This window comes from Achromobacter sp. ACM01 (assembly GCF_014851745.1).
GTDB classification, from domain to species: domain Bacteria; phylum Pseudomonadota; class Gammaproteobacteria; order Burkholderiales; family Burkholderiaceae_B; genus Achromobacter; species Achromobacter aegrifaciens.
On record NZ_JACVAF010000007.1, the window covers coordinates 172402 to 197140 of the forward strand.

Sequence of the window (24739 nt, forward strand, 5' to 3'; positions counted from 1 at the left end):
GGGATCAGGCGGGCAGCGGCTGCGCTTCGGCGCCGCGGCAAAGTTCGCTCAGCATGCGCAGGCGGCGCTGCGGGTTGGCGACGAAGGGGTTGTTCCGGTCCCAGGCGTAGCCCGCCAGGATGGAGCTGATCATGCGCCGGATCTCGGGCTGCGCGTTCTCGTAGAAGACCACATCCTGGAATTCCCCGCTGTACCAGCCCTGGACATAGGCGCGGAAGGTCTCCACGCCCACCATCAGCGGATCGGCGAATTCGGCCTGCCAGTCGACCTGCGCACCGGTCAGTTGGCGGTGCAGCGCGTCGGCCGCCAGCTTGGACGAGCGCAGGGCGATGGTGACGCCCGAGGAAAACACGGGGTCCAGGAATTCCGCCGCGTTGCCCAGCAGCGCGTAGCCGGGGCCGTGCAGCTGCGTCACGCTGGCCGAATAGCCGCCGATGGTATTGGCGGGCGTGTCCCAGACGGCGTTCTTCAGGACGCGCCTGAGATTGGGCGCGGCGTCGGCCATCTCGCGCAGCGTCGCCATCAGGTCCTGGCCGGGGCCGCCGAAGAGGTTTTCGCCGCCCACGACGCCGAACGAGCAGCGGCCGTTGGAGAAGGGGATCAGCCAGTACCAGATGCCGCGTTCTTGCGGGTGCACGCTGATCAGGATCTTCTCGCGGTCGAAGGCGGGGTCGTCGATGCGGTCCTCGATATGGGTGAAGATGGCCTTGCGCGGCGGCATCGACGACGGGCGCTCCAGGTCCAGCAGGCGCGCCAGCACGCGGCCGTAGCCGCTGGCATCGAGCACGAACCGGCTCTGCACCTGGTAGGACGCGCCATCGGCGCCGCGCACATCCAGCAAGGGGGCGTCGCCGTCGAAATCGGCCGCCGTCACTTCCTGCAGGTAGCGCACTTCCACGCCCTGGCGGGCGGCATCGTCCGCCAGCACTTTGTCGAAGTGCGCGCGCTGCACCTGGAACGTGGTGCCGGGGCCGGGGCTGAACTTGTCGCGGAAATCGAAGTGGGTATAGCGCTCGCCGCAGGCAAACGCCGCGCCGTTCTTCACCTGGAAGCCGGCGGCCTGCACCGCCGGCAGCATGCCCGCTTCTTCCACGAATTCCAGGCAATGGGCGAGCAGGCTTTCGCCGATGGAAAAACGCGGAAACTGCTGGCGTTCCAGCATCAGGACGTCATGTCCTTGGCGCTTCAACAGGGCGGCGGCGACCGCGCCTGCCGGCCCCGCTCCTATGACTACGACTTCGCGATGTTCCATGCCGGGTATTTCCTTTTAGTTATTGAAAGCAGGATGCGGCGCGGCGGCGCGCGGCGGATTGATCCATGGCGCCCACAGCAGCGAGAAGGCCACGCCCAGCGCGACCGCCAGCCCGAAGTTGGCGATGGCGGGCGTCTGGCTGACGGCGAGCAGGCCGAAGGACAGCAGCGTGGTGGCGGCGCCCAGCAGGATGCCGACCAGGCTGGCGGCCGCGCCCGCGACCCGCTCGTACATGAAGATGGCGTAATCCACGCCGATGGCCGACACCAGCAGCAAACCGAACAGGCTGAACAGGGTGAGCGGCTGGCCCAGATAGCCCAGCGCGGCCAGGCTGCATGCGGTGGCCGCGAGCGGCACGGCCAGGATGCGCCAGGCGGCGGCGCGGCCCAGAGTCAGCAGCAGCAACAGCGCCGCGACCCCATAGGACAGCAGCTTGAGCTCGGCGGCTTCGATGCGCGTGGCCGCGAACATGCGATTCAGTTCGCCGCTGCGGTCCACCAGCGTGACGTCCGGGGCAACCCGGGCGATGGCCTCGAGCGCGGACGCGTCGCGCAGGCCCAGCAAGGTCACCATGCCTGCGGCCTGTCCTTCACGCACGCCCAGCCACAGCGGCCGCCAGCGTTCGGCCAGCGGGCCTTGCAGCGCGTCTTCGATGGCCTGCGGCGGCAGCGCGGCCATGGATTGCAGTTCCAGGCGCAAGGCGGCGTAGGGGATGCCGATGTCGCTAAGCGGCTTCCAGGCGTCGGGCTGCCCGGCCAGGCTGGCCAGCGTCGCGCCCAGCGCCTTCTGGTCGGCGGCCGGCGAGACCAGCTGGCTCAAGGCGTTGTAGGCGGCGAGATCGCCGCGCGCGACCAGCGCATCCAGCGCCTGCGACACCCGCGCCTGCCTGCGCAGCAGCTCGTCGGCGTCGGGCGCGCGCACCAGGAAGAACTGGCTGGTCGGCATGAAGCCGGTGATTTCGCCGATCTGCCGGGCCTGCTGCAGCAAGGGCGCGGGCAGGCTCAGCCATTGCCGCAGATCGTCCTGGATGCTCAGCCGGCTGATGCCGCCGGCAGTGGCGGCGATAAGGGCCAGGGCGCCCAGCCACAGCGCGGCGCGGCGTCCGGCCAGGCGCTGACGCGCGTGCAGCGCGGCCTCGGCAAAACGCAGCAGCGGCTGCCAGGGGCGGGGCCGCCAGCCGTCCATCCAGGCCGGCAACTGGCACACGGTGCAGGCGTAGGCGCCCAGCAGGCCGGCGGCCGAGAACACCGCGGTCTGCGTCAGCGCGGGGAACGGGGTGAACGCCAGCGCGACGTAGCCGACCAGGCTGGCTGCCAGGCTGATGGTCAGCCCGGGCAGGACGCGCCGCAGCGCGGGCCAGGCCTGCCAGTCGGCCATGCCATAGCTCTTGCCGAGCCAATGCATGGGGAAATCCACCGCTACGCCGATCAGGCTCGCGCCGATCACCAGGGTCAGGACGTGGATGGAGCCGAACACTGCCACGCAGGCCACCGCGCCGGTCAGCAGCCCGACGGCGACCGGCACGAAAGCCAGCAGCGCGCGCACGCGCCGCAGCGCCAGCAGCAGGACCAGCACGATGCCGATGGTGGCGCCGGTACCGATCCAGCTGCTTTCGGCAACCGCTTGCGCCCGGCCTGCGGCGGCGTACAGGGGGCCGCCGGCCACCAGCAGCTCGGCGCCGGCCGCGCCGAGCGCCGCGCGGTCCTGTTCGAGCTGCGCGGCGATTTGTTGGGGCGCGGCCGCGTCGAACGCATCGCCGCGGGTTTCGGCGCGCACCAGCATCCAGCGTCTGCCGGCGTGTTCGGCCTGCAGGGTGCCCGTGCCCATGTCGTACTGCACCGCGCCGCCTGGGCGCAGCGCCTGTTCGGCGCGGCGCGTCAGGCCCAGCCAGTCCTGGTCCGCCGGCACCAGGCCCGAAGATGAAAATGGATCGGACAGCTCGCGTGCGCGGCGCTGGGCGTAGGCCGCGGGATCGGTCTCGAGCTGATGCCGGTCGGCCGCCGGCAGCATGGCCAGCCGGCCCGCCAGCAGTTGCGCGCGCAGCGCGGGCACGTCGATTTGCAGTTCCACCTGCACGGAAGAAAACAGGCCGCTGTCGGTCCAGCGCTGCGCCAGCAGGCGCGCGGGGGCCGCGGCATCCGCGCCGGCGTTTGCGCTTTGAGTCGCGACCAGCGCGATGAGCTGGCGCGACAGGGGCTCCTGGATGCGGGCCTCGGCTAATTGGCGGGTGGCGTCGGCGCCGGCCTGGGGCACCAGCTCCATCAGGTTGGCCGACACCGGCCAGCCGTGGCGGCTTTGCCAGGCGCCGGCGCAGAGAATCAGCAGCAGCCCCAGCTTGAACAGCCGCGGCAGCCAGCGCTCAATCGGCGAACGCACGTTGCTCCTCGGCGGTCAGGGCCTGGGCGGCCTGCGCATCCGTCATTTGCAGCACGCTGCGGTCGCCCTGCGTCTCGCGCAGTTCGATGCGGTCCACCAGCTTGCCCCCGTTGATCTGGATGTTGTCGAAGATCTGGCGCAGCAGAACCGAGCGCGGCGTCAGCAGCAGCTGCCAGGCATTGGCGTCGCCAGTGAGCGCCAGGTCGAAGTTTTCGCGCAGCCCGGCGGTGTCGCCTGCCAGCACGGACAGGAACAGCCGGTTCTCGCGGCCGGCGCCGGAATGCTGCGGCAGAGCCTGCCATTTGCCGGCTTCGTCGCGCCGGGAGATGCCGCGGGCGTCGATGCGCAGGTCCTGCGCGATCGGCGTGCGCAGCAGCCACAGCAGGCCCTTGCCCGCCGCCAGCGTGAAATCGCCGCGGCTGGTCAGCGGCTGCGGCAGCGAGCGCAGGAACTTCTGCTGCACGAAATGGCCGCGCACCACCGGCGTGGCGTTCAGCTGCGTTTGCAGGTCGGCCAGGTCGAAGGCGCGAGCGGCCAGCGGCAGCAGGGCCAAGGCCAGCAGGGCGCACAGGCGGCGTATGAAAACCAGGCGGCGCGTCATGCGGGCGTCTCCATCGATTGCAGCTTGCGTTGCACGGCATCGACCAGCGCGGCGGGCGAGGTCAGCTGCATCTCGCGGGTCTGGATGCAGACCGCCACCTGTTCGGACGTGGCCCGCGTCAGGCGCTGGCCGCTGGCGGCGTCCAGGATCAGGTAGTTGATCTTCAGCCGGTGCTCCCATTCCACCAGTTCGGCGCGCACCTTCAGGCGCTGGCCGAATTGTGCGGGCTGCGCGTAGCGCAGATGCAGGTCGATCACCGGCCAGGCGTAGCCGCTGGCGCGCATGGCGTCGTAGTTGTGTCCCAGCAGGTCCAGCAGTTCGCAGCGGGCCTGTTCCAGATACTTGACGTAGTGTCCGTGCCAGACGACGTTTAGCGGATCCACGTCGAAGAAGGGCACACGGATTTCGACTTCAGCGCCAATGGCGCCCCGTTTACGCATCGTCTTTCCAGAAAGGGTAGAAGTTGAACCATTGCAGCGGCGCCAGGTGGCAGTGTGCGGCCAGACGGTCGGCGTAGCGCTGGGCCAGCTCGGCGATCCGGGCCTGGCGCGTGGCGCGCGTCCATTCGATGCCGTCCGACAGGCGTTCCATCGCGACGCGGTAGCGTGCGCCGTGGCGCGTGCAGAACAGCAGGTTGACCGGGCAGCGCAACAGGCCCGCCAGCAGCCAGGGCCCTTGCGGGAACAGCGCGCTGGCGCCCAGAAAGTCCACCGGCGTGCAACGGTCGCCCTGCAGCGGCACGCGGTCGCCGGCGATGGCGAGCCATTCGCCGCGGTCCAGGCGCTGCGCCAGGTCCAGCATGGCCGGAGCATCCAGTTCGCTGACCTGGATCATGCGCAGCCCGCCGCCGGCCTCGTGCAGCAGCCGGCTGAAGTGAACCGCGTGCTTGTCGTGGACCAGCACATTGAGTTTCAAGGTGCCGCTTTGCTCCGCCAGCGCGCGGCAGACCTCGATATTGCCCAGGTGCGAGCCCACCAGGATCTGGCCGCGGTTGCTGCCCATCTGCGCGTGCAGGCCGTCAGGGTCGGAGATGTCCAGATGGGCCATCGTGATCTTGCCCTGCCAGACGTCCAGCTTGTCCAGGATGGCGTTGGCGAACGCGAGGTACTGGCGGTAGACCGGCATGCGGCGCGGCAGCGGCTCGGCCAGCGTGCCGGATTGCGCCAGACGGCGCTGGTAGGCCGCGATCGAACGCCGGGCGCGGGCGCCGCTGACATAGAAATACAGCACGACCAGCCAGACCACGGGCGCGACCAAACGGCGGCCCAGGGTGCGCGCGGCCCAGGCGGTCAGGCGCATCAGCAGGGCGCTGCCGCGCTCGGGCTGATCGGCCCAATGCTGATCTGTGGCGCTCATGGACGCTGACCTCCGGCAAGCCGGCGCCACAGCAGCGCCGGCGAGCGCGCCAGCATGCCGAAGAAGAGGCGCGCGTGCATGCGGCTGATCAGCAGGTTGTCGCGCAGGCCCTGGAAGTGGGAAATGCCGCCTTCCGGGTAGGCCACGCGCGTCGGCAGCCAGACCATCGCGACGCCGCGCCAGTGCAGGCGCACCAGGACGGCGATGTCGAAATCCATGCGCCGGCCCACGCGCGCGCCGTCGATCACGGGCAGCGCCGCGGCCAGCGGGTAGACGCGGAAACCGCACATGGCGTCGGGGATGTCGAGCGAAAGCGTATTGATCCAGACCCACACGCGCGTCAGCCAGCGGCCATAGAGACGGCTGCGTGGCACGTCGTCGCCATACAGCGGCGCGCCGCAGACGAGGGCTTCGGGGCGAGCACGGGAGGCCGCGGCGAAGGCCGCCGCGTCCGTCAGGGCGTGCTGACCGTCGGCGTCGACCTGCAAGGCATGGGTATAGCCCAGCGCCGCCGCCGCGCGCAGCCCGTCCTGCACCGCCGCGCCTTTGCCGCCGTTGACCGCGCACCGCAGCAGATGCGTATGCGGTTGGGCGGCCAGCGCATCCAGCGCGGCGGCGCAAGACGGTTCGGAGCCGTCATCCACCAGCACGCAGGGCAAGCCTTGCGCCACAAGCTGCGCGTGCACCGCGGCGACCGTGGCGCCGTGGTTGTACACGGGAATGAGCGCGCAGAGCTTATGCGGGGCCATGGCCGCCTGCCTGCAGAATGCGGCCGGAAGAGCAGGGCGCGCCGTTGACCGTGTAGGCGAAATACAGCTTCTGCTTCGAGGCGTCCCATTTGAGCGCCAGCATGGCGGTATCGCCCGGACGCAGCAGGCGCTGGAATTTCAGGGCTTCCATGCCGGCGAAACGCAGCTCGGGATGGAGGTCGCGTTGTGCCAGCGACATGGCCCAGCCGATCTGGACAACCCCGGGCACAACGGGAGCAGTGGGGAAGTGGCCGCTGAAATGCGCCAGGTCGCAGGGGATTTCCAGCCGGTAGCGGCGTTCGTGATCCGCCAGGCGCGGCAGTTCCTGCGCCTCGGGCGCAAGCGGCCGGGGGCCCGCGGCCGCTTCGAACACGCCGCGCGGCAGCTTGCCCTGGGCGTTGGCAGGCAGTTGCGCGAAGAAGCGCCAGGTGCGCGGAATGGCCAGCGATTCGAAGCCTGGGGCCAGATGCGCGCGCAGCGCATCCACTAGCGCCTTGCGGCCCTGGTTGCGCAAAGCATGCAGGCCGCCGGCCGACAGGGCGACCAGCGCGGCAAGGCGCGAGGTCCCGGCCAGACCTCCCAGGCGCGCTTCGGCGACGTAGGAATGGCGCGCCAGCGCCTGTTCCAGCATGGGCAGGGAAATGCGCTTTTCCTCGATCTTCACGATGCGGTCGAGGCGGCCGAGCAGCCGGAAACCGTCATGCGCAAGCTCCGCGCCGTCGGCGGTCTGCGCCTCGGCCGGGTTGACCCATGGCGATTGCACGCGCAGCGCGCCTTCGGCGTTCAGGTCGACGGCCACGCCGGGCAGCGGCTGCCAGGGACTGTCGCCTTCGCGCCAGGCGACGGCGCCGGTTTCGGAGCTGCCGTAGATCTCGCTGGGGCGCAGTCCCAGGTGCTGTGCGATATGGTCGGATGCGTCGATGGGCAATTCGCCGCCGGACGAGTGGATGCGGGTCAGGCGGCCGCGCAGCTGGTCCCAATCCAGCCGCTGTCCCAGGCGGCGCAGCAGCGCCGGGCTGGCGATCCAGGTGCAGGCCGGATGGCGCAGGCTGGCCTGCTGCAGCTCTTCCGGATAGAGGCGCTGCGGCCGGTCCAGCTGGCGCCCGGCGCACAGCGGCCACAGCACCCTGAAGGGCAGGCCGTACATGTGTTGCGCCGATACGCTGCCCAGCACGGGGCCGCGCGCATCCGGCCATTGCTGCTGCAGCGCGCGGACTTCGTCCATCAGTTGCCGCCAGTGCTTGGCGATATGTTTGGGCGTGCCGCTGGATCCCGAAGTGCACAGCACCAGCGTCAGCGCAGGGTCCAGTTCGGCGGGCGCGAGCGGTGCGTGGCCTTGCAGCTCGGCCAGCCGGCACAGCCGCTCGGCCGGCAGCGGCAGATCAGTGTCGCTCAGCCAGGCGTCCACCATGGCGTCGAGCGTGGCGCAGGTCTGCGCCTGGGCGTCGCCCGGCAGCACCGCGACCACGCCGGCGCGCCAGCATGCGAACAACGCGACGGCCATGCGGGCGGCGTCCTCGAACCAGATCGCGACGCGTTGCAACTGCCTGGCTTGCAAGGCGCCCGCGGCCTGCAGGCTGGCGCGAGCAAACGCCTCGCGCGTCAGTGGCGGCTCGTCGGCGACCAGCGCATCGGCCAAGTCAGGCGGGGCGGGCAGCAGCAGCTGCGCGAGATCGGTCCAGGCCATGCGTTACGCCGCCTTGGCGGCGGCGGGGCGCAGCAGCCATTCGCCCGCCAGCAGCAGGCCCATCAGCACATAGCTCACGGCGCCGTTGTAGACGGTCCACCAGCTCCAGGGTCCCCAGGCCGCAAGGGCCGCCGCCACACTGCCGTTCAGGGCGAAAAAGGCGCACCACACGCGGGTGACATTGCGGGTATAGCGCACGCCTTCGGGCGGCAGATCTGGGTGGCGCAGCCGGGCCAGTTGCTCGATCACGGGGCGGCCGCGCCGCAGGCTGGCGCCGAAGATAGCCAGCATCATGCCGTTGACCAGCACGGGATACCAGCGCAGCCAGTCTTGCGAATTCGAAACGGCCAGGACCAGGCAGAAGGCCACCGCCACAGCGGGCAGCAGGCGCGCGCCCGGCCGGGCGGCATCCGCGGTCAGGCCGCGCGCCAGCCACAGCAGGGCCAGCGGCAGCGCCAGCCAGGCGGCGCTTACCCGTCCCAGCGCCGCATGGACGGCGAAGGGATAGGCGATGCCGGCCACGGCCAGGGCTGCCGCCACGCCGCGTTTCATGCGGCGGGGTCCTGTTTCTGGCACATGGCCTGCACCACGTCCTCGACCGTGCGCACGGTGCGGAAGTCGTTGGCGTCGAGCTTGCGGCCGGTCTGGCGGCGCACATGGTCGATCAGGTCGATGGCGTCGATGCTGTCGATCTCCAGGTCCGTGTACAGGTTTGCTTCGGGCGTGATGCGTTCAGGTTCGATCTCGAACAGTTCGACCAGCGCGCCGCGCAGCGTGTTGAAGATTTCGTCGCGGGTATGCATCCTGGACTCCGTATCCTTTAGGCGCGGCGTTGCGCGGTGACAAACTCGGCCAGCTTGGCGATGCTGGCGAAATGCTCGCGCATGTTGCGCGTCTCGGGATCGATGGTGATGCCGTACCGCTTTTGCAGCGCGAGGCCCAGCTCCAGGGCGTCCACCGAGTCCAGCCCCAGTCCGTCGCCAAAGAGGTGGGCGTCGCTGTCGATATCGTCGGGCGCGATGTCTTCCAGGCCCAGCGAGTCGATGACGAGGGTCTTGAGTTCAAATTCCAGTTGGTTCATCCGGTCAGGACTCCACTTCCACCGCCCGAGGCGGTTGTTCATTCATGATGGCGCCGGCAGGCGCGGCGGGCGCCAGCTCGGCTTCGAAATAGGCGTGCAGGTAATCGTTCATCTTGCGTCCGGCGATGGGCAGCGGATGGGCGCCGCTCCAGGAGGCGGGATCGATGTCCTCGCCCACGCGGATCACATAGCGCATGCGGCAGGGCGGAATCCGGTACCAGGGCTCGCCCTTGGTCAGGCTGCGGGGATTCATGCTGATGACCACGGGCGTGACCACGCGCGCGCCGCGCAGCGCGATGGCGCAGGCGCCGCGATGAAAGCGCGGCATGGCGTCGCGCGGCGTGCGCGTGCCTTCGGGAAAGACGATCAGGGTTTCGCCCGCGCGCAGCACGTCGGCGGCGCGGTCGAACATGTCGAAGCTTTCGTCGTTGGTGATGTAGCCGGCATTGGCCACCGGGCCGCGGGTGAACGGGTTGGTGGCCAGGCCGTGCTTGACGATGCAGTTGGCGTTCTTGACGTGGCCGACCAGGAACACCACGTCCAGCAGCGAAGGGTGGTTGGCCAGGATCATCTGTCCGGGCTTGCCGAGGCGTTCGGCGCCCTTGAATTCCACGGTCAGGATGCCGGTGCGGACCATGAAGCGGATGAACAGGCGGAAGGTGCCGTTCAGCGCGCCGCGCGCGCGGCGCTGGCGGTCCGCCTTGTCGCCGGGCAGCAAGCGTTGGGGCGGGAACACCAGCACGCGCAGCAGCACGCCGCCCAGCCCGAAAAGGGTAAAGGCCATGCCGGTGGCGAACAGACGCCAGAGCCAGAAGTCCTGCCGGGGAGGCGTGGCGCTAGTCATGCCGTGCGTGTCCAGGTCCATAGTCGGGAGCGGTTGGCGTGGCGCCAGTCGGGCGTGCGCAGCAAGAGGTGGCGCAGCAGGTTCAGGGGATTGGGCCAGGCCTGCGCGCTGTCGGCGGCATCCCGCACCTGCGGGGCCAGGGCCAAGGTCCAGTCGGCGCCGGGCTGCAGATGCAGGGCGACCGCATAAGCGTAGGGCGCGTCATCCACCCAGGGGGCGTAAGCTGCGGGCGGCCGTTCCTCGGCCAGCACCACGAGCACGTCCTGGTGGCCGGCGTCGAACAGCATCGACGCCTCGATGCAGGCGTGCTCCAGGCCGTCGTCTTCCACCGACAAGGCCACGGATTCAGTGGTCTCGCGGCGTATGATCGACCACTGCGCGGCGATGGCGTTGTGGACCGACAGGCCGAAGGCCGTGGGCGACAGGGGTTCGTGCGCCGCCAGCGCTTGCAGCAGGCCGAAGTTGCGGGTGGTTTCGCCATGGCGGGAGGCAAACACCAGCGGCATGGGCGGGCGTCCCTCGGCCAATGGCCACGCGCACTCGAACACCCCGCGAGCCAGCGGGCTCAGGCGGCGGCGTTGCAAGGGTGGCAGGAAGTCCAGGCGGGGCGGATTCTGATTTCCGATCGGGCAGAACGGATGTTCGGCCCATTTCAACCAGTCGCCGGGGCCATCGATTCCTTGCGCCCAACCCTGCCATTGCGCGATCGAAAACGTCAACATAGCGCGCGATTCTACTATGGCGATGTCAGGCCATTTTGATTTAAAACGTTACATAATACACAATATTTCCTTTGTTTCTTACACTTCAGCTTGCTATTTGTTACTTTCTCCCGTGAACGTTCAGGAACTTTTAATCTGGTGGGCGGACAAAGGCGCGGCTGCGGGTTACCGCAGCCAGGAGCTGTCAGCGGAGGACGCCGCGCGCGCACAAGCGCTGCGCAGCCCGAAGGCGCAGCTCGATTGGCGGGTCAGCAGGGCTTTGCTGCAAGAGATCAGGCAGGCCATGCCGCCTGCGGCCCTGTCGCTCAGCCACAGCGGCGGCCACGCGGTCTGCGCGTCCGCCCCGGCCGGGTGGCAGTTGGGCGCCGATCTGGAGCGAGTGCGGCCGCGCGAGGTCTTGCGCCTGGCCGAGTGGGTATGCGCGCCGGCCGAGCAAGCCACGCTGGCTGGCCTGGAAGGCGCAGCCCAATTGGAACGCTTTTATCTCTTGTGGACGCTGAAGGAAGCCTTCATCAAGGCGGCCGGACTGGATTTCCCTGCGGACATGGCTTCGGTAGGCCTGGACTTCGGCGGCAAGGCGGAATGGCGCCTGCGTGCGCCGCCGGGGCAGTGGCGCGCCTGTTCATGGCGCCTGGGCGAGGACTGGATCGCGTCCGTGGCGTGGCGCGGACAGGCTGGCGGCGCCACGCGTCCCCAATGGCGCGCGGGGACCGATTGCGTGTTACCGCCGCTTGCCATCCTGGGCGCATGGGCCAGCGGGCCGGATTGAATCGCCCGGGGTTTTTCAGTGGGCATTTAAAGATGTATTATAAATGCATGTTTAATGGCGATTCCGATCGCGCCACAAGGAGCAGTTGATGTTGAGTCCCCAAATCCGCGCCCTGGTCAAGGGCACGGCGCCCGTTCTCAAGACGCACGGCGTCGCGCTGACCAAGCATTTCTATGCCCGCATGTTCAAGCACAACCCCGAGCTCAAGCATGTCTTCAACCAGGGCCACCAGGCTGGCGGCGAGCAGCAGCAGGCGCTGGCCGGCGCGGTCGCGGCTTACGCCGAGCACATCGACGATCCTTCCGTGCTGATGCCCGTGGTGACGCGCATCGTGCACAAGCATGTCAGCCTGGGCATCCGGCCCGAGCACTACCAGATCGTGGGCAAGCATCTGCTGGCCTCCATCAGCGAAGTGCTGGGCGAGGCAGCCACGGAAGAGCTGGTGGCGGCCTGGGCCGCGGCCTACGGCCAACTGGCCGACCTGCTGATCGCCGAAGAGGCGCGCCTGTACGCGGAGTCGGCCGCCAAGCCGGGCGGCTGGACGGGCTGGCGCGCGTTCCGCGTGGTGGGCAAGCAGCGTGAAAGCGCCGAGATCACGTCCTTCTACCTGGCGCCGGCCGATGGCGGCGAAGTGCCTGCCTACCGTCCCGGCCAGTACGTGTCGGTGCGCGTGTTCGTGCCCGAACTGGGCCTGATGCAGCCGCGCCAGTACAGCCTGTCGGACGCGCCGGGCCAGGACCGCCTGCGCATCTCGGTCAAGCGCGAAGCGGCGGGCGCCGATACGCCGGCCGGCCGGGTTTCCAACGCCCTGCATGACCGCCTGGAAGAGGGCGGGGTGCTGGACGTGGCGCCGCCCCAGGGCGACTTCCATCTGCGCGAGGAAGGCAGCGCGCCGGTGGTGCTGCTGAGCGGCGGCGTGGGCCTGACGCCCATGGTCTCCATCCTGAACCATCTGGTGGGGTTGAACGACGAGCGCCAGATCCGTTTCGTGCACGGCTGCCGCAATAACTCGGTCCACGCCATGCGCGATCACGTCAACAGCATCGCCGCCGAACGCGCCAACGTGCGCAAGGCGGTGTTCTACGAGGAGGTCGGCCACGGCGACCAACCTGGCCGCGACTACGACTACGCCGGCCGGGTGGATCTGAACGCCATCCGCGACGAAGTCATCGTGCCTGGCGCGGACTACTACCTGTGTGGCCCGGCCGGCTTCATGCGCGCGCAGCGCGAAGCCTTGACCGGCCTGGGCGTGCCCGCCGACCGCATCCATGCCGAAGCCTTCGGCAGCGGCGGTGCGCCCGCCTGAGCGGTGTATCCTGGCGGCCTGAACTTTCGGGCCGCCAGCGTCCATCCCTTTCGTCCCAGCCATGCAACTGACCCGATTCACCGATTTCGGCCTGCGCGTCCTGATGTACCTGACGCAATGCCGCGACCGGTCCGCCGCCGTCACCATTCCGGAGATCGCCGACCGCTTCAGCGTGTCGCGCAATCATCTGGTGAAGGTGGTGCACTTCATGGCGCAGCAGGGTTGGGTCAGCACCTCGCGGGGCAAGGGCGGCGGCCTGCGGCTGTCGCAGTCCGCCGACCGCTACCGGCTGGGCGACCTGATCCGGCAACTGGAGCAGCAGGGGCCGCTGATCGACTGCCGCGAACCTCCCTGTGCGCTGGACGGCGCATGCCGGCTGTCCGGCGTGCTGGCGCAGACCTTGCAGGCCTTCTACGAGGCGCTCAACGGCTACACCCTGGCCGACCTGGTGCGCGATCCCACGGCCGCCGCCATCATCAAGCTGCATCGCGCCGCCTGAGGCGGGGCATGATGTTTTGTTATGGACCCTGCGGAGTTTGGCATTTGCCGGACGGGCGGGGCGCGTCCCAGAATAGCGTCGTGTCCCTGTCTTTCTGGATCTAAGAGTATGCGGGTTTGCGTAATCGGCGCTGGCGTCGTGGGCGTCACGTCGGCCTATTTCCTGGCGCGCCAGGGCCATGACGTGGTGCTGGTGGATAGCCAGGCGCGTCCGGCCGAGGTCTCCAGCTACGCCAATGGCGGTCAGCTCAGTTATAGCTACGTGGCGCCTTTGGCCGGTCCGGGCGTGCTGCCCAGCGTGCCGGGCTGGCTGCTGCGCGAGGACTCCCCGCTGCGTTTCCGGCCCAGGCTGGATCCCCATCAATGGCGCTGGTGCCTGCAATTTGCGCTGGCGTGCCGGGCCTCGGTGGCCAAGGCTTCCACGGTCCAACTGGCTGGCCTGTCCTATCTGAGCCGGGACGTCATGCACTCGCTGCTGGAGCAGGAAGACCTGGATTTCGGCCATCTGAAGAACGGCAAGCTCATCGCCTACCGCAGTCCGGCCTTGCTGGACAAGGCGCGCGCGCTGGTGGCGTACCAGGCCGACCTCGGCGCTGAACAGCAGGTGCTGGACGCGGCGCAGACCCTGGCGCTGGAACCCGCGCTGGCCGGCATGGGCGCAAGCCTGGCCGGCGCCATCTACACCCCCAGCGAAGAAGCGGGCGACTGCCGCCAGTTCACCGAAGCGCTGTTCGACCGCCTGCAGACCATGGCCAACGTGCAATGCGTCATGTCCAATCCGGTATCGGGCCTGCAGCGCGAAGGCCGCCGCATCGTGGCGGTGAACACGCGCGACGGCGACATCGGCGCTGACGCCATCGTGCTGGCCACCGGTATCGGCACGCGCGCGCTGCTCAAGCCGCTGGGCCATGACGTGCCGCTGTATCCCTTGAAGGGCTACAGCCTGAGCGTGCCGCTGGCCGAGGACGACGATTCGGTGGCGCCGCGCATCAGCGTCACGGACTACGAACGGCGCATCGTCTACGCCCGCGTGGGCGGCGTGCTGCGGATCGCGGCCATGGTCGACATCGGCAGCGCCGATGCCGGCATCGACACGGCGCGCATCGGGCTGCTCAAGCGCCAGGTGCACGAGGCGTTTCCGGCGCTGGACCTGCGCCAGGCGGCGCCTTGGGCGGGGCTGCGTCCGGCCACTCCCACCAGCAAGCCGCTGATCGGACGCAGCCATGCCGCCGACAACCTGTGGCTGAACATCGGGCAGGGCGCGCTGGGCTTCACCCTGGCCTGCGGCAGCGCCGCGCTGTTGACGGCCCAGATGGGCGGGCTGGAGCTGCCGCTGGATCCGGCGCCATTCCGCCCCTGATACGGCGATGTCCATTTTGCGATAGTGACTGCCTTTTCATCGGCAGACGGACTGGATCGCGCTCAATAGGATAGCGATACTCCACCGCCTGCGTAGCCCCAAGCGGCGCCGCAAGCGGCCGGAGACCATCCCTCATCCTCCGAGCGCAACCACCATGTCCTACCTGTTTCCGTTGTTCGCCATTCTGTTCTGGGCGGGCAACGTCATCGTCTCCAAGATGGCCGCCAGCGCCATCTCGCCCACCGCCATCACCTTCTACCGGCTGGTGCTGGCCCTGTTCCTGATGGGCCTGTTCACGGCCGGCCCGGCCTGGCGCAACCGCAAGACCATCCTGCGCCATTGGCCCAAGCTGGCGCTGTACGGCGCCCTGTCGTCGGCGGTGTTCCAGGCGCTGTCCTATCGCGCCGCCGAAACTACCACGGCGACCAACATGGCCATCCTGACCGCGCTGATTCCCTTGCTGAGCATGCTGCTCAGCGTGGTGATCCTGCGGGATCCGCTGACCCTGGGCATGGCCGCTGGCGGCGCGCTGTCGTTCCTCGGCCTGCTGTACCTGGTGGGCCAGGGCGACATGCTTAGCGTGTTCCAGCACGGCATCCACGTCGGCGACGGCCTGATGCTGCTGGCTGCCTTGTCCTACGCGCTGTACGGAGTGTTGCTGCGCCACTGGAAGGTGCCGCTGCCGGCCTGGCAGTCCACCTTCGTGCAATCGATCTTCGCGCTGCTCTACATGCTGCCGCTGTACCTGCGCGTGCCGGCGGCGCAGGCTGCGCTGGACATGAACACGGTGCCGCTGATCCTGTACGCGGGCATCTTCTCGTCGGTGCTGCTGTCCTTCCTGTGGATCGAAGGCGTGCAGCGGCTGGGGCCCAACCGCTGCAGCATCTTCATCAACCTGCTGCCGCTGTTCACCGCGCTGGCCGCCTTCGTCATGCTGCGCGAGCAACTGCACATGTACCACCTGCTGGGCGGCGCGGTGACGCTGGCCGGCGTGCTGCTGGCGCAGACGGTGCAGCGCCCGCTGTTCGGTCGCGCCCGCACGCTGGCGCTGGACTAGGAAGTTTCACTGGCGTTCAAGACGGGCGCGCGCGGTACCGGCACAGTGGCTCTCTTTATAGGGAGAGAGCCCATGAGCATGTTCCAGAGAACGGCGATCGCGCTGGCGCGCAGCCCGGGCGTGGGGCGGGCGATGCGTGCCATGGCGGCCCGCACGTCGCTGGCGGCCCGTTTCGTCGGCGGCGCGGACGTCGACGCCGCGGTCCGCACGGCCGCCAGGCTGCGCGAGGCGCACGGCATCCGCGCCTCGCTCTTCTACCTGGGCGAGTACGTGGACGATCCCGAGGCCATCGAGCACAACGTGGCCCAGACGCTCGGCGCCTGCCGGGCGCTGGAGCACGCAGGGCTGGACGTGCACGTGTCAGTCGATCCCACCGCCATCGGCTATATGCGCGACGACGCGCTGGGCCGGGACAATGCCCGGCGCATCGGCCTGGCGGCGCGCCGGACGGTCGGCCTGGGGCGCGACTGGATGGTGCTGGACATGGAGGATTCCTCCCTCTGCGACCGCACCTGCGCCTTGCATCGCGAACTGCTGCAAGCCGGCATGCCGGCAGGCCTGACACTGCAGGCGCGGCGGCGCCGCACGCCGCTGGACCTGGCCTGGGCGATCCGTCAGCGCACCTCGCTGCGGCTGGTCAAGGGCGCGTTTCCGGAGCGCGCGCTGGACCACGCCGGCCGCGCGCGCATCGACCAGGCCTATCTGGACGCCGCCGCCATCATGCTGTCGCGCGAGGCGCTGGAGTCCGGCTTCCAGCCCGTTTTCGGTACCCATGACGACCGCCTGGCCGGCGCCATCCTGGAGCTGGCGCGGGAGCGCGGCTGGCCGCCAGAAGCCTTCGAGTTCGAAATGCTCTATGGCGTGCGTCCGGACTGGCAGCTCGCGTTGCGCCGTTTGGGCTATAACGTCAGGGTCTATCTGCCCTTCGGCGGTGATTGGTGGCCGTATGCCGTGCGCCGCGTGGGCGAGAATCCCCGCAACGCGTGGCTGTTGGCCCGCACGCTCACATCGGACCAGAGCTACTTCGGCTAGGCGCTACATCCTCACTTGTTCATGGCGGTTTCCCAACATATCTGGCATTGCGGCGCCGGCCTGCCCGGCGATGTTTTGATCGCAGACCTGCGCGGCTACCGCTATGCGCCGCATTTCCACGACGCCTGGTCCATCGGCGCCATCGCGCAGGGCCGTTGCGCCTTCACCGTGCATGGCGTGCCGCAGGCCGCGGGCGAGGGCGATCTGGTGGTGATTGCGCCCGGTCAGGTCCATACCGGGGGCACCTCGGACGCGCCGCTGGGGTACCGCATGGCCTATATCGATCCGGACTGGTTCAGGGATCACGAACTCACGTTGTTTGCGGGCGGGGCCAGCCTGGCTGGTCCCGTGATTCGCGATCCGGCGCTCTGCCAGGCCTGGCTGGACGCGCTCACGCCCGATCCCATCGCCGACGCGCAGCGCCGCGAACGCCTCTCCGCCGCCTTGTTCGGCCTGCTGGCGGCACATGCGCAAGCCCGTACGGCGGCGGCAGACGACGCGTCCGACGTCTGCTCGCTGCTGCGCGCGCGTATGGCCTCGGACCCAGCCTGCGCGCCGGACCTGGAGGCCCTGGCGGTGGCGCAGGACCGCCACCGCACCACGCTGGTCAAGCAGTTCGCCCGGCGCTACGGCTTGCCGCCGTTGGCCTGGCTGCGCAACTGGCGGGTGGCGCGGGCCCGGGCGCTGCTGCGCGACGGCCTGGCGCTGGCCGACGCCGCGCATGCCGTGGGTTTCGCCGACCAGGCCCATCTGACCCGCGTGTTCAAGCAGGTCTACGGCAGCACGCCCGGCGTGCTGCGCAGCGCGGGGGCGGGCTCCCAGACATTGCGGGCGCGCGGCGTTTCCACCCGGTAGTCCGAGTACTTGCGGGTAAAGAACGTGGTGCCCAGTTCGGCCGCCGCCTGCAGCGGCTGGCGCGGGTCCGCCGCGATCTCGCCGCGCAGGTTGCCGGCGCCGTGCACGTAGCCGATGAAGTCCGAATGGGTATAGCGCGCGTATTCCTGGATCTGGTGCACGATGCCCAGCGCCGCACCCGGGTAGGTTTCCTCGGATGCCACCGCCAGGCCCAGGCGCTTGCCGGTCATGCGCTGCTTGACCCGTTCCGGTTCGGGTCCCTGGCCGGCATAGTGGCTGAACGAACGGTCGAAGAACGCCTTGGTCTGCGCCGACATGCCGTACCAGTAGATCGGGGTGCAGATCAGCACGCCGTCGGCCGGCAGGAAGTGTTCCAGGAACAGCTCGGAATAGCGGTCGGTCGGCGGGGGCGAGCGCCGCAAGTCCGGCAAAAAGGCCCCGATGTAGTCGTCCAGGAACAGCAGCGTGGCCTGGGTGCCCGCCGCCTCGGCCCCGCGCAGCGCAGCCGCGCCCAGGGCCGCGCTGTTGCCGTCGCGCCGCGGGCTGCCGACCAGGATCAGCAGGCGCTTGTCGGGATGATCTGAATTCATGTTTGATTCCTCTTGTTGGCATGGACGTTTCCATGTGGTGAGGAAAATTCTGTCCTGGCGGCTGAAAGGCGACAAATGATGAATCCTTGAATATGATGAATTGATTTCATCCATAGGGCCAGGAATCCATGTTTGCCACGCTACCGGTGACCGCGCTGCGCACCTTCGAGGCGGCTGCCAGATTGCTCAGCTTCAAACTGGCCGCGGCCGAACTGGCGGTCACTGCCACGGCCGTGTCCCATCAGGTCAAGGCGCTCGAGCGGCACGTGGGCTACGCGCTTTTTGAACGCGTGCCGCGCGGCGTGCGCCTGACGGAGAAGGGCGCGCGCCTTTTTGCCGGCGTGCACGGCGCCTTGCTCGATGTGGCGCAGACCCTGGACGCCTTGCGCGCCGCGCCGGCCTCGGGCGCGCTGACCCTGTCCACCACACATTCGTTCGCGGCCCTGTGGCTGGTGCCGCGGCTGGGCCGCTTCTACGCGGCGTTTCCTCAATATCAACTGAACCTGAACACCAGCGCCGAAGCGGTGGACCTGTTGCGCGACGCCAGCGTGGACCTGGCCATCCGCTACAGCCGGGCGCGCTGGCCCGGGCTGCACGCCGCCTGCTCGTTGCAGGAATGGTTCGGCGTCTATGGCGCGCCGACGCTGGCCGCCCGTCCGGGCAGGCGCGCGCCGTCGCTGGTGACCGTGCGCTGGCGCGATTCGCAGCTGTACGAGCAGGGCTGGCAGGACTGGTGCGAGGCCGCCGGCCTGCCGTCCTGGCGCAAGCCGGCGGCGCTGCATGCCTACGAGGAAGAGCACTATGCCCTGCAGGCCGCCATTGCCGGCCAGGGACTGGTGCTGGCCAGCTCCGTCATGGTGTCGGACAGCGTGGCGGCGGGTACCCTGGTGGCGTATCGTCCTGAGGTGCGGGTGGCGGGGGCGGCCTACACCGCGCTGTGCGCGCCGGGCCGCGAACGCCACCCGCCGGTCAAGGCTTTCCTGGGGTGGTTGCGCAAGGAGTTCGAGGCTCAAGCATGAGGCCGGGAAGCATGCGGCTCATATCCTCTGTAACTGGATTGACGCGCCCCTGCACGCGCTTCTACTCTCTTCCCGAAAATCAGCGCGGAGGCCGCGAGGCGTGAATCGATTCCATGAAATGAGCGTGTTCCTGGCGGTGGCCGAGGCACAGAGTTTCGCCGCGGCCGCGCGCCGGCTGGAGATGTCCGCGCCCACCGTCACGCGCAGCGTGTCGGCGCTGGAGCGGCGGTTGGGCGCGTTGCTGCTGGTGCGCACCACGCGCAGCCTGCGACTGACCGAGGCCGGCCAGCGCTATGCCGACGACTGCCGCCGCATCCTCGACGAAGTCGAACAGGCCGACGATGCCGTGGCCGGCGCGATGGCCGCGCCGCGGGGCGCGCTCAGCATCACGGCGCCGGCGTTCTTTGGCGAATTGCACGTGATGCCGGCCGTGCTGGCTTATCTGCGCGCGCATCGCGAAGTCTCCGTGCGCACGCTGCTGGTGGACCGCGTGGTGAACCTGCTGGACGAACGCGTGGACGTGGCGGTGCGCATCGGCGCCTTGCCGGATTCGACGCTGACGGCGGTGCCGGTGGGGCAGGTACGCCGCGTGGTCTGCGCCGCGCCCGCCTTCCTGCGCGAACACGGCGTGCCGCAGGACCTGGAGTCCCTGCCGCGCTTTTGCACGGTCACTGCCGCCATGGAGGGCCGCACGCCGCAATGGCGCTTCCAGCAGGACGGCCAGCCCCGCAGCCTGCGCGTCGATTCGCAGCTGACGGTCACGTCCTTCCAGGCCGCGGTGCTCGCGGCCTGCGAGGGTTGGGGGCTGACGCAGGTGGTGTCCTACCAGGTGGCGCGGCACCTGGCCAGCGGCGCCCTGGAGGTGGTGCTGCGCGACTTCGAACTGCCGCCGCTGCCGGTCCACCTGGTGTACCCCGAAGGCCGCAAGAGTTCGGCCAAGGTGCGCAGCTTCGTGGAGTTCTGCGTCGAGGCCTTGCGGCGCGACCTGGCGACGCTGCCGGCGTAGCGACCCGTTCCTCGGACGCGCCCGCACGCAGGCCTTGAAGGGACGGGGCGGCCGTCCTCTTTCTTTCATCCGCTGCAAGAGTGTCTTGCCGGCGCTGGCCGTTCACGCGAGCCCGGCGCCGGCCCAAGATGGAGTCTGAATCCGACTTGGAGCCCGCTCATGCAAACCGCCCATACCCCTACGCTGACCTTCTACAGTTTTCCCTTGTCCGGCCACGCCCATCGCGTCGCCCTGATGCTGTCCCTGCTGGATGTGCCCCACCGCAAGGTCGATGTGGACCTGCGCGGCGGCGAGCAGAAGCGCCCGCCGTTCCTGGCTTTGAACGCCTTCGGCCAGGTGCCGGTCATCGACGATGGCGGGGTGGTGGTCGCGGATTCGACCGCCATCCTGGTCTACCTGGCCAAGCGCTACGGCGGCCAGGCCTGGCTGCCGGAAGACCCGGCCGGGGCGGCGGCGGTACAGCGCTGGCTGTCGGCGGCGTCCGGTCCGCTGGCGATCGGCCCGGCGGCTGCGCGCCTGGTGACCCTGTTCGGCGCGGCCTATGACGTGGACAGCACGCTGGCCCGCGCCCATGCCTTGCTCAAGGTCATGGACGGCGAACTGGCCGCACGGGATTTCCTGGCGGGCACGACGCCGACCATTGCGGACGTGGCCTGCTACGCCTATGTGGCGCATGCCCCCGAAGGCAATGTGTCGCTGGAGGCCTATCCGCACGTCCGCGCCTGGCTGGGCCGCATCGAAAGCCTGCCGCGTTTCGTGCCCATGGCCTCGTCGCCCGTGGGCCTGCTGGCCGCCTGAGGACAGGCGCCGCCCTCAAGGAGTACGCCATGGCCATCGCAGAACCTGCCGCCCTCCCGCCGTCGCCCTGGCACGCGGGCGAACGCCTGTTGCAACACCACGTCGGGATCGCCGAGCGCATGGCGATGACCGGACCCAAAGTCATCCGCGACTACATGCCGGACCAGCACCGCCTGTTTTTCGAGCAACTGCCGTTTCTGGTTGCCGGCGCGGTGGACGGGCAGGGCGATCCCTGGGCCGGCGTGCTGGAAGGCCTGCCCGGCTTCGTGTCCTCGCCCGATCCACGCAGCCTGCGCGTGTCCGCCGTGCCGGATGCCGACGATCCGCTGCTGGCCGGCCTGGGGATGGACCAGCAGGTGGGCCTGCTGGGAATCGAGCTGCACACGCGCCGACGCAACCGCGCCAACGGCCGCATCGCCGCCTGGGACGGCAAGCGCTTCGAGGTGGCGGTGATGCAGTCCTTCGGCAATTGCCCGCAATACATCCAGGCGCGGGAATTCCAGTTTTCGCGTTCGCCGGCGCTGCGCTTTCCGGGCGCGCCGAATGAGCGCACCGCGCTGGACGCCGCGGCGCGGGCGCTGATCGCCCGGTCCGACACGTTCTTCGTGGCGACCTACGCGGACGAGGGCGGCCGCAAGGTCGACGTCTCGCACCGCGGCGGCAAGCCGGGCTTCGTGCGGGTGGACGGCGACGTGCTGACCATTCCGGATTTTTCCGGGAACCGCTTTTTCAACACCCTGGGCAACATGGTGCTCAACCCGCGCGCCGGACTGCTGTTCATCGACTTCGAGCGCGGCGATGTGCTGCAGTTGACGGGCGCTGCTGAAGTCATCCTGGACAGCCCGGAGATCGCGCAGTTCGAGGGCGCCGAACGGCTGTGGCGGGTGCATGTGCGGCGCGTGGTGCGCCGGCCCGGCGCGCTGGCCTTGCGCTGGCGCTTCGATTCGTACTCGCCCACCGCGCTGGCGACCGGGCAATGGCCGGCCGCGGGGGCTGCCTAGCCCCGACCTAGCCCGGGAGGGCGGTCTTCTGCACCACGGCATCGTCCGGCCCGAGCAGGCGGCCGTCCTGCGCGCGGATTTCCAGCTTGCGCACGGGCTGGCCGCGCTTGCGGTCGATCAGCGTGGAATGGGGTTCGGCCGCGCCGTAGTAGTGGTCTTCGCCCCATTGGCGCAAGCCCACGATTACTGGAAAGAGCGCCCGGCCTTTGTCGGTCAGCACGTATTCCTGGTAGGCGCTGCCGTCCGAGGCCGGCGCCACTTCGAGGATGCCGTGGGCCACCAGCGTGCGCAGCCGGTCGCTGAGGATGTTCTTGGCCACGCCCAGGCTTTTCTGCAATTCGCCAAACCGCCGCAATCCATCGAAGGCGTCGCGCACGATCAACAGCGACCACCAGTCGCCGATCGCGTCCAGGGAGCGTGCCACCGGGCAGGCGGCGCCTTCGAGACTAGTGCGTTTGACCATGTCGGATCCTTGCTGAGGGAAAGGCGGTGATGGCTGGCGTATCGAAATTTCGGTTGCATTATAAAACCTCGAAAACTATTATTCTGGTTTTATAACGCAACCAGAGTGGAGCAAGAGATGTCAGCCCGACCAGAACCCGCCGATTCCGCACCCCCAAGTCCGATGCCCAGATCCCTGGTGATGCTGCTGGCGGTGGCCTGCGCCCTGAGCGTGGCCAACGTGTATTACGCGCAGCCTTTGCTGGACGCCATCGGCCGAGAGTTCGGCATCGCCGAAGGCGCGGTAGGCATCGTGGTCACGGCCACCCAACTGGGCTGCGCGCTGGCGCTTCTGTTCGTGGTGCCGCTGGGCGACCTGCTGGACCGCCGGCGCCTGATGCTGGGGCAGCTGGCGCTGCTGGTCCTGTCTTTGGCGGCCGTGGCGCTGTCGGCCGGCACGCCCTGGCTGTTGATGGGCATGGTGGCGCTGGGCTTGCTGGGAACGGCCATGACGCAGGGCCTGCTGGCCTTGTCCGCGGCGCTGGCCGCGCCGGGCGAGCGCGGCCGGGTGGTCGGCGCCGCGCAAGGCGGGGTGGTGATCGGCCTGCTGTTGGCGCGCACGCTGGCCGGGGCCGTGGCGGACCTGTGGGGCTGGCGCGCGGTCTACGTCGTGTCCGCTGCGCTGGCCGCCGTGCTGGCGGTGGTGCTGGCGCGGCGTTTGCCGCAACGCCGGCTGCCCGCGGTGGACATGGGTTACTGGGCCTTGCTGCGCTCGCTCTACGGCCTGTTGGCTACCGAGCGCGTGCTGCGCGTGCGCGGCATGATCGCGCTGCTGATGTTCGCCGCCTTCAGCGCCTTCTGGACCGCGCTGGTGCTGCCCCTGAGCGCGCCGCCGCATTCGCTGACGCACAGCGCGGTGGGCGCGTTCGGGCTGGTGGGCGTGGCGGGCGTGCTGATGGCGGCGCGGGCAGGGCGGCTGGCCGATAGCGGGCAAGGCGAGCGGACCACGGCCGTGGGCCTGGCGTTGCTCTGCCTGGCCTGGGTGCCGATTGCCTTTCTGGATCAGAGTCTGTGGTTGCTGGCGTTGGGTGTGTTGGTCCTGGATATCGCCTTGCAGGCGCTGCACGTGACGAATCAGACCATGATCTTCAGCGTGAATCCGCAGGCGCATAGTCGATTGGTCGGTGGCTACATGATGTTCTACGCGGTGGGGAGCGGGTTGGGGTCAATCGCTTCGACGGCGGTTTATGCGCAGGCGGGGTGGCTTGGGGTGTGCTTGCTGGGGGCGGGTATCAGTGTTGTGGCGCTGGCGTTCTGGGCGGTGACGTTGCCGCGTGGTGAGCGTTTGGCCGTTGGTTCTCAGGATGCTCGTCGTGGGGTTCTTTAGACGCCAGTCGCGTCGTGGGCTCGCGATGCGCGGGGCTGCGATTGCGGTCCGAAGCCTTCGCTCCGGACTTCCCCTTCGTCATCTTCGTCCTCGCCTTCGGCGACTCCTTCAGATTCCCTCGGGCTTATCGACGCCCCGCGCATCGCGAGCCCACGCCGCGACTGGCTCGGCTGCTTGAATCTCCACGGGCGCTGGGGCGGGCGGTGTGCTTGGCGTTCTGGCCACGGTCGGTGGGGGTGGTGGTGTGTTTTGCGGGGCCCGCCCCAGGCCGGCCGCGCGGGCGGCCTCTTGGGGCTTACGCTGTATCTTGCGTCGCGCGATGGCGCTGCGCGCGGGTGACGGGGGAGTTCTCGTGATGACGCGTGCGGCTGGCGAGAGCCAAGTTTGAATATGGTGGGTGCTGTGTTCGGGTTGATGGCGAAGCGCAAGGGTCGGCCAGCAATCGTCATTTCAACGCAGGTGCCGGATGGGTGGCGCGCGTCCAGGTCTGCATGCGCAAGCGGCCATTCGCCGCGCGCCACCCATCACCGCCCACTCCCCCGTGTGCTGGGGATCAATAGCAAATCAGTCACCGCATCCGCGCAAGCGAACACAATCGAAATTCAAGAAATCACGTATGTCATTCTCGGCCGCCCGCGCGGCCGAGAATGACGGGCAACACAAGCATCGTCCCTGCCCACGGCTCTAGCAGCGCCCCAATCCAAGATTCAAGTAGCTCGTCGGCGCGGGCGCCTGAGGGGTGGGCAACCTCGATGCGCCCGAGGGAATCTGAAGGGAAGGCCGAAGGCCTGGACGAAGATGACGACGGGGCAGTCCGGAGCGAACGCTCCGGACCGCAATCGTGGGCGCCCACCCCTCAGGCGCCCGCGCCGACGAGCGGCCTACGAAGCACTGGAACGAGACCCCGAAGCCATCGCCTACAAACAAGACCTCAGACGAGACCCTCATGTAT

Annotated in this window: 26 protein-coding genes; 12 read left to right on the forward strand and 14 right to left on the reverse strand. The window is 68.9% G+C overall.

What is annotated here, in order from left to right; all coding sequences use genetic code 11:
- Positions 1-4: 4 nt before the first annotated feature.
- From IB268_RS27185 to IB268_RS27240, 12 genes are read right to left on the reverse strand one after another with little or no spacing between them, the layout of a single operon-like run.
- Entirely contained in the window at positions 5-1252 is a 1248-nt protein-coding gene (locus tag IB268_RS27185) for an NAD(P)/FAD-dependent oxidoreductase (RefSeq protein ID WP_119451656.1), read from the reverse strand.
- 15 nt (positions 1253-1267) lie between these two features.
- Positions 1268-3628, reverse strand: coding sequence for an MMPL family transporter (locus IB268_RS27190; RefSeq protein ID WP_119451657.1), 2361 nt, complete (start codon positions 3626-3628; stop codon positions 1268-1270).
- Entirely contained in the window at positions 3612-4229 is a 618-nt protein-coding gene (locus tag IB268_RS27195) for an outer membrane lipoprotein carrier protein LolA (RefSeq protein ID WP_119451658.1), read from the reverse strand. The genes IB268_RS27190 and IB268_RS27195 overlap by 17 nt, the downstream gene beginning before the upstream one ends.
- The gene (locus IB268_RS27200; RefSeq protein WP_054458182.1) at positions 4226-4669 is read right to left on the reverse strand and encodes a thioesterase family protein; all 444 of its coding nucleotides are present in this window, start codon (positions 4667-4669) and stop codon (positions 4226-4228) included. Before IB268_RS27200 ends, IB268_RS27195 begins: the two co-directional genes overlap by 4 nt.
- Complete coding sequence (locus IB268_RS27205; protein ID WP_119451659.1) at positions 4662-5585, reverse strand: glycosyl transferase; 924 nt, start codon at positions 5583-5585, stop codon at positions 4662-4664. The genes IB268_RS27200 and IB268_RS27205 overlap by 8 nt, the downstream gene beginning before the upstream one ends.
- Positions 5582-6334, reverse strand: a complete 753-nt coding sequence (locus tag IB268_RS27210) for a glycosyltransferase family 2 protein (RefSeq protein WP_192355106.1) — start codon at positions 6332-6334, stop codon at positions 5582-5584. The genes IB268_RS27205 and IB268_RS27210 overlap by 4 nt, the downstream gene beginning before the upstream one ends.
- Complete coding sequence (locus tag IB268_RS27215) at positions 6321-8021, reverse strand: AMP-binding protein (RefSeq protein WP_119451661.1); 1701 nt, start codon at positions 8019-8021, stop codon at positions 6321-6323. The genes IB268_RS27210 and IB268_RS27215 overlap by 14 nt, the downstream gene beginning before the upstream one ends.
- Before the next feature lie 3 nt (positions 8022-8024).
- Positions 8025-8573 (reverse strand): hypothetical protein, encoded by a 549-nt coding sequence (locus IB268_RS27220; protein WP_175162726.1) that lies wholly within the window; start codon positions 8571-8573, stop codon positions 8025-8027.
- On the reverse strand, positions 8570-8824 hold the full coding sequence (locus tag IB268_RS27225; protein WP_013392999.1) for an acyl carrier protein: 255 nt from the start codon (positions 8822-8824) through the stop codon (positions 8570-8572). The genes IB268_RS27220 and IB268_RS27225 overlap by 4 nt, the downstream gene beginning before the upstream one ends.
- A gap of 17 nt (positions 8825-8841) precedes the next feature.
- Positions 8842-9102, reverse strand: a complete 261-nt coding sequence (locus IB268_RS27230; RefSeq protein WP_054458177.1) for a phosphopantetheine-binding protein — start codon at positions 9100-9102, stop codon at positions 8842-8844.
- Between the two features lie 4 nt (positions 9103-9106).
- Positions 9107-9946: a 1-acyl-sn-glycerol-3-phosphate acyltransferase gene (locus IB268_RS27235; RefSeq protein WP_119451677.1), complete on the reverse strand. Its 840-nt coding sequence runs from the start codon at positions 9944-9946 to the stop codon at positions 9107-9109.
- The gene (locus tag IB268_RS27240) at positions 9943-10668 is read right to left on the reverse strand and encodes a beta-ketoacyl synthase chain length factor (protein WP_054458175.1); all 726 of its coding nucleotides are present in this window, start codon (positions 10666-10668) and stop codon (positions 9943-9945) included. The genes IB268_RS27235 and IB268_RS27240 overlap by 4 nt, the downstream gene beginning before the upstream one ends.
- 283 nt (positions 10669-10951) lie before the next feature.
- Between IB268_RS27240 and IB268_RS27245 the strand changes: the two genes are divergently transcribed.
- The 7 genes from IB268_RS27245 (at position 10952) to IB268_RS27275 (ending at position 17545) form a co-directional block, all read left to right on the forward strand.
- Positions 10952-11437: a 4'-phosphopantetheinyl transferase superfamily protein gene (locus tag IB268_RS27245; RefSeq protein ID WP_225591506.1), complete on the forward strand. Its 486-nt coding sequence runs from the start codon at positions 10952-10954 to the stop codon at positions 11435-11437.
- 88 nt (positions 11438-11525) lie between these two features.
- On the forward strand, positions 11526-12743 hold the full coding sequence (hmpA, locus tag IB268_RS27250; protein WP_054458173.1) for an NO-inducible flavohemoprotein: 1218 nt from the start codon (positions 11526-11528) through the stop codon (positions 12741-12743).
- 61 nt (positions 12744-12804) lie between these two features.
- Positions 12805-13242, forward strand: coding sequence for an Rrf2 family transcriptional regulator (locus IB268_RS27255; protein WP_054458172.1), 438 nt, complete (start codon positions 12805-12807; stop codon positions 13240-13242).
- Between the two features lie 108 nt (positions 13243-13350).
- Entirely contained in the window at positions 13351-14601 is a 1251-nt protein-coding gene (locus tag IB268_RS27260; RefSeq protein WP_054458171.1) for a D-amino acid dehydrogenase, read from the forward strand.
- 154 nt (positions 14602-14755) lie between these two features.
- On the forward strand, positions 14756-15658 hold the full coding sequence (locus IB268_RS27265) for a DMT family transporter (protein ID WP_054458170.1): 903 nt from the start codon (positions 14756-14758) through the stop codon (positions 15656-15658).
- A gap of 72 nt (positions 15659-15730) precedes the next feature.
- On the forward strand, positions 15731-16690 hold the full coding sequence (locus tag IB268_RS27270) for a proline dehydrogenase family protein (RefSeq protein WP_054458169.1): 960 nt from the start codon (positions 15731-15733) through the stop codon (positions 16688-16690).
- A 21-nt stretch (positions 16691-16711) separates the two neighbouring features.
- Positions 16712-17545, forward strand: a complete 834-nt coding sequence (locus tag IB268_RS27275; protein ID WP_175214281.1) for an AraC family transcriptional regulator — start codon at positions 16712-16714, stop codon at positions 17543-17545.
- On the opposite strand, the gene IB268_RS27280 is transcribed toward IB268_RS27275, so the two are convergent.
- Positions 17464-18135 carry a flavodoxin family protein gene (locus tag IB268_RS27280; protein ID WP_054458168.1) on the reverse strand — a complete coding sequence of 224 codons (672 nt, stop codon included), beginning with the start codon at positions 18133-18135 and terminating at the stop codon, positions 17464-17466. The two genes, IB268_RS27275 and IB268_RS27280, sit on opposite strands and share 82 nt — an antisense overlap.
- A gap of 128 nt (positions 18136-18263) precedes the next feature.
- Between IB268_RS27280 and IB268_RS27285 the strand changes: the two genes are divergently transcribed.
- The 4 genes from IB268_RS27285 to IB268_RS27300 all read left to right on the forward strand — a co-directional run bounded on the left by IB268_RS27285 (position 18264) and on the right by IB268_RS27300 (position 21959).
- The gene (locus IB268_RS27285) at positions 18264-19154 is read left to right on the forward strand and encodes a LysR substrate-binding domain-containing protein (RefSeq protein ID WP_054458167.1); all 891 of its coding nucleotides are present in this window, start codon (positions 18264-18266) and stop codon (positions 19152-19154) included.
- A 100-nt stretch (positions 19155-19254) separates the two neighbouring features.
- Positions 19255-20160, forward strand: a complete 906-nt coding sequence (locus tag IB268_RS27290) for a LysR family transcriptional regulator (RefSeq protein WP_054458166.1) — start codon at positions 19255-19257, stop codon at positions 20158-20160.
- 159 nt (positions 20161-20319) lie between these two features.
- On the forward strand, positions 20320-20958 hold the full coding sequence (locus tag IB268_RS27295) for a glutathione S-transferase family protein (RefSeq protein WP_119451670.1): 639 nt from the start codon (positions 20320-20322) through the stop codon (positions 20956-20958).
- Positions 20959-20987: 29 nt separating this feature from the next.
- Positions 20988-21959, forward strand: coding sequence for a pyridoxamine 5'-phosphate oxidase family protein (locus tag IB268_RS27300; protein ID WP_192355107.1), 972 nt, complete (start codon positions 20988-20990; stop codon positions 21957-21959).
- Positions 21960-21966: 7 nt separating this feature from the next.
- On the opposite strand, the gene IB268_RS27305 is transcribed toward IB268_RS27300, so the two are convergent.
- The gene (locus IB268_RS27305; protein WP_054458163.1) at positions 21967-22422 is read right to left on the reverse strand and encodes a helix-turn-helix domain-containing protein; all 456 of its coding nucleotides are present in this window, start codon (positions 22420-22422) and stop codon (positions 21967-21969) included.
- Between the two features lie 117 nt (positions 22423-22539).
- Between IB268_RS27305 and IB268_RS27310 the strand changes: the two genes are divergently transcribed.
- Complete coding sequence (locus tag IB268_RS27310) at positions 22540-23787, forward strand: MFS transporter (protein ID WP_175162714.1); 1248 nt, start codon at positions 22540-22542, stop codon at positions 23785-23787.
- Positions 23788-24739 lie beyond the last annotated feature (952 nt).